The 7622-nt window shown below is 73.1% G+C and carries 7 protein-coding genes; 6 read left to right on the top strand and 1 reads right to left on the bottom strand.

Translation table 11 applies throughout. From position 1 onward, the window contains the following. Positions 1-488, bottom strand: a 488-nt coding sequence (locus GRC12_RS18925) for a GTP-binding protein (RefSeq protein ID WP_208780489.1), incomplete at its 3' end; no start/stop codon positions are given. Between the two features lie 226 nt (positions 489-714). Between GRC12_RS18925 and GRC12_RS18920 the strand changes: the two genes are divergently transcribed. The 6 genes from GRC12_RS18920 to GRC12_RS18895 are packed head-to-tail and all read left to right on the top strand — an operon-like array spanning position 715 to position 7612. Next, positions 715-1185, top strand: a complete 471-nt coding sequence (locus GRC12_RS18920) for a (2Fe-2S)-binding protein (protein WP_208780488.1) — start codon at positions 715-717, stop codon at positions 1183-1185. Then, positions 1182-3542 (top strand): xanthine dehydrogenase family protein molybdopterin-binding subunit, encoded by a 2361-nt coding sequence (locus GRC12_RS18915; protein WP_208780487.1) that lies wholly within the window; start codon positions 1182-1184, stop codon positions 3540-3542. The genes GRC12_RS18920 and GRC12_RS18915 overlap by 4 nt, the downstream gene beginning before the upstream one ends. Further along, positions 3539-4393, top strand: coding sequence for an FAD binding domain-containing protein (locus tag GRC12_RS18910; RefSeq protein WP_208780486.1), 855 nt, complete (start codon positions 3539-3541; stop codon positions 4391-4393). The genes GRC12_RS18915 and GRC12_RS18910 overlap by 4 nt, the downstream gene beginning before the upstream one ends. Before the next feature lie 33 nt (positions 4394-4426). Beyond that, positions 4427-5284 (top strand): AAA family ATPase, encoded by an 858-nt coding sequence (locus GRC12_RS18905; RefSeq protein WP_208780485.1) that lies wholly within the window; start codon positions 4427-4429, stop codon positions 5282-5284. Continuing rightward, the gene (locus tag GRC12_RS18900; RefSeq protein WP_439959895.1) at positions 5281-6519 is read left to right on the top strand and encodes a vWA domain-containing protein; all 1239 of its coding nucleotides are present in this window, start codon (positions 5281-5283) and stop codon (positions 6517-6519) included. Before GRC12_RS18905 ends, GRC12_RS18900 begins: the two co-directional genes overlap by 4 nt. Continuing rightward, positions 6512-7612, top strand: coding sequence for an XdhC family protein (locus GRC12_RS18895; RefSeq protein ID WP_208780484.1), 1101 nt, complete (start codon positions 6512-6514; stop codon positions 7610-7612). Before GRC12_RS18900 ends, GRC12_RS18895 begins: the two co-directional genes overlap by 8 nt. Positions 7613-7622: the final 10 nt, after the last annotated feature.

Raw genomic sequence — 7622 nt, 5'->3', positions numbered from 1 at the left:
GCCCCGAGTCCCTCGACCCTCCCCATCGGCACGATCGCCGGCGTCAGTCGCTCCGCGATCGCGCGCAGCACGCCGCCGTAGCGTGCCCCGCGGCGGTCGATCTTGTTGACGAACAGCAGGGTCGGGATGCGCAGCCGTTGCAGGGTCCGCATCAGGACACGGGTCTGGGCCTGGACGCCCTCCACCGCGGAGACGACGAGGACGGCGCCGTCGAGCACGCCGAGGACGCGTTCCACCTCGGCGATGAAGTCGGGGTGACCGGGTGTGTCGATGAGGTTGACCGTGACGTCGTCGATCGGGAACGAGACGACGGCGGACTTGATGGTGATACCGCGCTGCCGTTCGAGCGCGAGGGTGTCGGTCCGGGTGTTGCCGGCGTCGACGCTGCCGATCTCGTCGGTCACTCCGACCGAGTGCAGCAGCCGTTCGGTCAGGCTGGTCTTACCGGCGTCGACATGGGCGAGAATTCCGAGGTTGAGCAGGTGCACGAAGCGTCATGTCCTTCGACGAGGGGGCCGTTCCTTCCTGGGTGGACATGAGCGGTGCGCGCATTGCTGCTCCTGGGACGTGCGGTGACAGATACCCGTGAAGTGCAGCAGACGGCCGCCGCCGACAGCAATGGATTAACACTCAACGAACCCGGGCACAGCTCTCGCCCCCTTCCCCCGGCGGTCCTAGAGTGACCTGCATCACGCCCCGTCTCTGGGAGGGCAGATGACCCGTATCTCGGTGAAAGTGGACGGCACGACGTACCAGGACGAGGTGGAACCCCGTCTCCTCCTGGTCCACTACCTGCGTGACCGACTGGGCCTGACCGGCACCCCGATCGGCTGCGACACCTCCAACTGCGGGGCCTGCACGGTGGACCTGGACGGCGTGAGCGTGAAGAGCTGCTCGGTCCTCGCGGTGCAGGCGGACGGCGGCGAGGTCACCACCGTCCAGGGGCTGGCCGGCGACGGCGAGTTGACCGCGTTGCAGAAGGCGTTCCACGAGAAGCACGGGCTGCAGTGCGGCTACTGCACCCCGGGCATGCTGATGGCGGCCCGCGACCTGCTGCGGGAGAACCCCCACCCCTCCTCGGACGAGGTGCGGCACGCACTTGAGGGCAACCTGTGCCGCTGCACCGGATACCAGAACATCGTGCGGGCCGTGATGGCCGCCTCCGGTCAGGAGGTGACGGCATGACCGATCAGGCCGTCGCATCCGAGGTCGGCCGCGCCCGGCCCCGCAAGGAGGACGCCCGGCTGATCACCGGCCAGACCAACTGGACCGACAACATCAGTGTCAACGGAATGCTCCATCTGGCGATCCTGCGCAGCCCGATGGCACACGCCCGCATCGAGCGGGTCGACGTCTCCCCCGCCCTCGAACGCCCGGGCGTCGTCGCCGCGTTCAGCGGACGCGACCTGGACGGACTCGGCTCCCTGCCCTGCGCCTGGCCCGTCACCGAGGACATCGTGCTGCCCGACCACCCGCCGATCGCGCTCGACGAGGTGCGCCACGCGGGCGACCCGGTGGCGGTCGTGGTGGCCCGTGACCGGTACGCGGCCGCCGACGCCCTGGAGGCGATCGAGGTCGACTACGAGCCGCTGCCCCCGGTGCTCGACCTGGAGGCCGCGCTCGCCGAGGGCTCCCCGCTGGTCCACTCCGACAAGGGCACCAACCGCTCCTACGTCTGGCCGCTGAAGACCGGCGAGGACTTCGATTCCGTGCGGCGGCGCGCCGAGGTGACCGTCAAGCGCCGCTACGTCCACCAGCGGCTGATCCCCAACGCGATGGAGCCGCGCGCGGTCGTCGTCACCCCGCTCGCCGCGTCCGGCGAGTACACGCTGTACTCGTCCACGCAGATACCGCACATCCTGCGGATCATGATGGCGGTCGTCACCGGGATCCCCGAGCACAAGCTGCGGGTGATCGCCCCCGACGTGGGCGGCGGCTTCGGCTCCAAGCTGCAGGTGTACGGCGAGGAGGCCATCGCGCTCGCCGTGGCGCGGCGCGTCGGCCGCCCGGTGAAGTGGACGGAGTCCCGCTCCGAGGGCTACCTCGCCACCCACCACGGCCGCGGCATGATCCAGGACGTCGAGATCGCCGCGATGCGCGACGGCAGGCTCCTCGGCCTCAAGGTCGACCTGCTCACCGACATGGGCGCGTACCTGATGCTCGTCACCCCGGGCATCCCGATCCTGGGCGCGTTCATGTACCCGGCGATCTACAAGATGGACTCCTACGACTTCACCTGCACCGGCGTGTTCACCACCCGCACGCCCACCGACGCCTACCGCGGCGCCGGACGCCCCGAGGCGACGTACGCCATCGAGCGGATCATGGACGAGCTGGCGGCCGAAGTCGACCTGGATCCGGTGGAGTTGCGGAGGCGGAACTGGATCCGGCACGAGGAGTTCCCGTACACCACCATCGCCGGTCTGACGTACGACAGCGGCAACTACGAGGCGGCCACCGGCAAGGCGATCGCCCTGTTCGAGTACGACAAGCTGCGCGCCGAGCAGGCCGACCGCAACGCGCGCGGGGACACCGTCCGGCTCGGGATCGGCGTCTCGACGTACACCGAGATGTGCGGGCTCGCCCCGAGCCGGGTGCTGGGCGATCTGCGGTACGCGGCCGGCGGCTGGGAGGCTGCGACCATCCGGATGCTGCCCACCGGCAAGGTCGAGGTGGTGACCGGCACCAGTCCGCACGGGCAGGGCCATGTCACCTCCTGGAGCCAGATCGCCGCGGACGTGCTCGGGGTGCCCTTCGAGGACGTCGAGGTCGTGCACGGCGACACCAAGGCCGCGCCGCAGGGCATGGACACCTACGGCTCGCGGTCCCTGGTCGTGGGCGGGGCGGCCGTGCACCACGCGGCGCAGAAGGTGGTGGCGAAGGCACGGAAGATCGCCGCGCACCTGCTGGAGGCGAGCGAGCAGGACCTGGACTTCGCGGACGGCGTCTTCTCCGTGAAGGGCTCCCCGGAGGCCCGTAAGACGATCCAGGAGGTCGCGTTCGAGACGTTCACCTCGCACGACCTGCCGGACGGCATGGAGCCCACCATCAACGCCGAACACCTGGTCGACCCGGACAACTTCTCCTACCCGCACGGCACCCATCTCTGCGCGGTCGAAGTCGACACGGAGACCGGGCGGACGAAGATCAGGTCGTACGTCTGCGTGGACGACGTCGGCCGGGTGGTCAACCCGATGATCGTCGAGGGCCAGGTGCACGGAGGACTCGCGCAGGGCATCGCGCAGGCGCTGTTCGAGGAGGCCGTCTACGACGAGGAGGGCAACCTGGTCACCGGCACAATGGCCGACTACCTGGTGCCCTCGGCGGCGGACCTGCCCGAGTTCGTGACCGAGCGGACGGAGACGCCGGCGACCTCGAATCCCCTGGGCGTCAAGGGAGTCGGCGAGGCGGGGACCATCGCGTCCACGCCGGCGGTCGTCAACGCGATCGTGGACGCCCTGCGGCCGCTGGGCGTGCACGACGTGCGGATGCCCTGTACGCCCGAACGGGTCTGGCGAGCGGTGAGGGAGGCCCGGTCATGATTCCTCCGGCGTTCGAGTACGCCCGTCCGGCCTCCGTCGACGAGGCGGTGCGCACCCTCGCCGAGGCCGGCGAGGAGGCCAAGGTGCTGGCCGGCGGGCAGAGCCTGCTGCCGCTGCTGAGGCTGCGGCTGGCCTTCCCCGAGCTGGTCGTGGACGTGGGCCGCGTCCCGGAGCTGCGCGGGGTGCGCGAGGACGGCGACACGCTGGTCATCGGCGCGATGACCACGCACCACGACGTGGTCACCGACCCGCTGGTCCGCCGCCACGCGGGCCTGCTGGCGGCCGCCACGGCGACGGTCGCGGACCCGGCCGTACGGCACCGGGGCACCCTGGGCGGTTCGCTGGCGCACGCCGACCCGGCCGGGGACCTGCCCGCGGTGATCCTGGCGCTGGGCGGCGAACTGGTGGCCCAAGGGCCGCGCGGGCGGCGCACCATCGCGGCCGACGACTTCTTCGTCGACTACCTGCAGTCCGCCCTCGAACCCGACGAGCTCCTGGTGGAGGTGCGGCTGCCGAAGGCGGACGGCTGGGGCTTCCACTACGAGAAGTTCCATCCGGTGGCGCAGTCCTGGGCGACCGTCGGCGTGGCCGCGCTGGTGCGGCGCGACGACGGGCACATCGCCGAGGCCCGCATCGGCCTGACCAACATGGGCGCGACCCCGCTGCGCGCCACGGCGGCCGAGGCGGCCCTGACCGGCGCCGGGGACACCGGGTCGGTGACGCGGGCCGTGGAGTCGGCGGCGGAGGGCACTCGTCCGGCGCAGGACACCGCGGCCTCGCCCGAGTACCGGGAGCATCTGGCCCGCGTGCTCACCCGGCGCGCGGTGCTGGCCGCCGCCGGAATGGGGTGAACGGCGATCGGTGAGATCAGCGGCCCGGGCCAGGTGCGGGCCCGTCTGGAGGCGACGGGGTACCTCGTCGACGACGGACTGGCCCTCGCCTGTTTCCTGGCCCTGCGGCTGCACCGGCCGATCTTCTGCGAGGGCGACGCGGGCGTCGGCAAGACCGCGCTCGCCTCCGCCCTCGCCGAGGCACTGGACGCTCCGCTGATCCGGCTGCAGTGCCACGAGGGCATCGACGCCTCGCAGGCCCTGTACGACTGGGACTTCCCCCGTCAGCTGCTGCACCTGCGGGCCGCCGAGGCGGCGGGGGTGCGGGACGCGGACCGGCTGGAGAGCGAGTTGTACGACCGGCGCTTCCTGGTCGCCCGGCCGCTGCTCAAGGCGCTGGAGACGCATCCGTCGGTGCTGCTGGTGGACGAGATCGACCGGGCGGACGACGAGTTCGAGGCGTTCCTGCTCGAGCTGCTGTCGGAGTTCTCGGTGACCGTCCCGGAACTGGGGACGCTGCGCGCCGAGGTCCCTCCGGTGGTCGTCCTGACCTCCAACCGCACCCGCGAGGTGCACGACGCGCTCAAGCGGCGCTGTCTGTACCACTGGTTCGACCACCCCGGCTTCGCCCGTGAACTCGCCATCGTGCGGCGGCGGTTGCCCGGGGTCTCGGCCCGGCTGGCGGAACAGGTGACCGCCCTGGTGCAGGCGCTGCGCTCGCAGGACCTGCTCAAGCCCCCGGGCGTCGCCGAGACCATCGACTGGGCGCAGGCCCTGGACGCCCTGGGCGTGACGGAGGTGGACGCGGAGCTGGCGGTGGCGACGCTGGGCTCGGTGCTGAAGTACCGGGAGGACGCGGAGCGGGCGCGGGGCCTGGACCTGGCGGCGGTGCTCGCGGCCCGGGGGGCGTGAGGGTCGTGGACGGCACGGGCTCGGGCGGCGCGGGGCGGGTGACGGGCGACGCGGAGAGTCGGCCGGCCCGTGCCCCGCAGCCCCGGGACGCGCCCGCGCGCCCCGGCGCCGACGCCGCCCTGCTCGGCTTCGCCCGTGCCCTGCGCGCCGCCGGTGTCGACGCGAGCGCCGAGCGCGTGCACGCGTTCCTGCGCGCGGTGGACGAGCTGCGGCCCGGGATGCGGGCGGACGTGTACTGGGCGGGGCGGCTGACGCTGTGCGGCGGCCACGACGACCTGGAGCGTTACGAGCGGGTGTTCGCCGCCTACTTCGGTGAGGCTCCGCGCGCCCGGCGGACCGCGCCCGCCACTCCCGCGCCCCGGCTGCGGCTGGTCGTACGGGAGGGTCCCGCACCCGGCACCGCCGCGCGCGACGAGCGCCAGGACACCCCGCCCGCCGCGGCCCTCGCCAGCTCCACCGAGGTCCTGCGTCACCGCGACGTCGCCGAGCTGGGTGCCGCCGAGCGCGAGCAATTGCGCCGCCTGCTCGCCGCGTTCACCCTGCCCGGCGAGACGCGGCGCAGCGCGCGGCGACGGCCCGCCCGGCGCGGTGAGGTCGATCCCCACCGCACGGTGCGGGAGCTGCTGCGGCGCGGCGGCGAGCCGGCCCGGCCGCGGCGGCACAGCAGGGCCGAGCGGCCCCGGCGGGTGGTGCTGCTCGTGGACGTCAGCGGTTCGATGGCGCCGTACGCGGACGCCCTGCTCCGCTTCGCGCACGCGGCCGCCCGATACAGCCGCACGGAGGTCTTCACCATCGGTACGCGGCTGACCCGGGTGACGCGCGAGCTGTCCCACCGCGACCCCGACCTGGCGATGACCGCGCTCGCCGAGACGGTGCCCGACTGGCGCGGGGGTACCCGGCTCGGGGAGCTGCTGCGGGAGTTCCTCGACCGCTGGGGGCAGCGGGGCATGGCGCGCGGCGCGGTCGTGGTGCTGCTGTCCGACGGGTGGGAGCGGGGCGACCCGGAGCTGCTGGGCGCCCAGATGCGCCGGCTGCACCGGCTGGCGCACCGGGTGGTGTGGGCCAACCCCCGCAAGGCGCGGCCCGGTTACGCGCCGCTCGCGGCGGGCATGGCGGCGGCGCTGCCGAGCGTGGACGCGTTCGTCGAGGGGCACAGCCTGGCCGCCCTGGAGCGACTCGCGGCGGTGGTACGAGGGGCCGAGCGGGCCCCGAGGGAAGGAGCGGACCGTGCGTGAGATCCTGCCGACACTCAGCGAGTGGTACGCGGCGCGGGTCCCCTTCGGGCTCGCCACGGTCGTCGCCGTCAGCCGCAGCGCGCCCCGCGATCCCGGCGCCGCCATGGCGGTCGGGCCGGGTGACGAGGTCGTGGGCAGTGTGTCCGGGGGCTGTGTCGAGGGCGCGGTGTTCGAGCTGGCCAAGGAGGTCGTGGAGAGCGGCGAGGCACGCCTCGAGACGTTCGGGTACAGCGACGAGGACGCGTTCGCCGTCGGGCTGACCTGCGGCGGCGAGATCACCCTGCTGGTCCGGCCGGTGACGCGGGAGACCGACCCGGCCTTCGCGGCCGTCGCCGAGTCCGTCGAGGCGGGCCGTCCGGTGACCCTGGCGACGGTGACGGACGGGCCCGCCACCGTCGGCGCGACGCTCGCCGTCTGGCCGGACGAGGTTGCCGGCACGCTGGGCTCGACCGGTCTCGACGTGGCCGTCACCGCCGACGCGCGCGGTGAACTCGCCCTCGGCGCCACGGGGTTGCGTCACTACGGCCCGCACGGCGAACGCCGCGAGGACACCGTCACCGTGTTCCTGCACTCCTTCGCGCCGCCCCCGCGCATGCTGGTCTTCGGTGCGATCGACTACGCGGCCGCGGTCGCCCGCATCGGCAGCTTCCTCGGCTACCGGGTCACCGTCTGTGACGCCCGTCCGGTGTTCGCCACGCCCAAGCGCTTCCCCGAAGCCGTGGAGGTGGTCGTCGACTGGCCGCACCGCTATCTGCGCGGCACCGACACCGACGAACGCACAGTGATCTGCGTGCTCACCCACGACCCCAAGTTCGACGTGCCGCTGCTGGAGGAGGCGCTGCGCCGCCCGGCCGCGTACATCGGCGCGATGGGCAGCCGCCGCACCCACGACGACCGCATGAAACGCCTGGTCGACGCCGGGCTCACGGAGGCCGAGCTGGCCCGGCTGCGCTCACCGGTCGGCCTCGACCTCGGGGCCCGGACGCCCGAGGAGGTCGCCGTGTCCGTCGCCGCGGAGATCGTCGCCCTGCGCTGGGGCGGCACCGGGGCTCCGCTGGCGGCCACCGCGGGGGCCATCCATCCGTCGACGTAACGCCCGTTGG

The sequence above is a fragment of the Streptomyces griseorubiginosus genome (assembly GCF_017614965.1).
Lineage (GTDB): Bacteria > Actinomycetota > Actinomycetes > Streptomycetales > Streptomycetaceae > Streptomyces > Streptomyces griseorubiginosus_B.
The sequence above is the reverse complement of the archived record's forward strand: the minus strand, read 5'-3'. Positions and strand labels throughout refer to the sequence as shown.

Bases quoted from the DNA above. Each gene is read 5' to 3' on its own strand.
- GRC12_RS18910 (WP_208780486.1), top strand. From the start codon at position 3,539: ATGATTCCTCCGGCGTTCGAGTACGCCCGTCCGGCCTCCGTCGACGAG.
- GRC12_RS18920 (WP_208780488.1), top strand. From the start codon at position 715: ATGACCCGTATCTCGGTGAAAGTGGACGGCACGACGTACCAGGACGAG.
- GRC12_RS18915 (WP_208780487.1), top strand. From the start codon at position 1,182: ATGACCGATCAGGCCGTCGCATCCGAGGTCGGCCGCGCCCGGCCCCGC.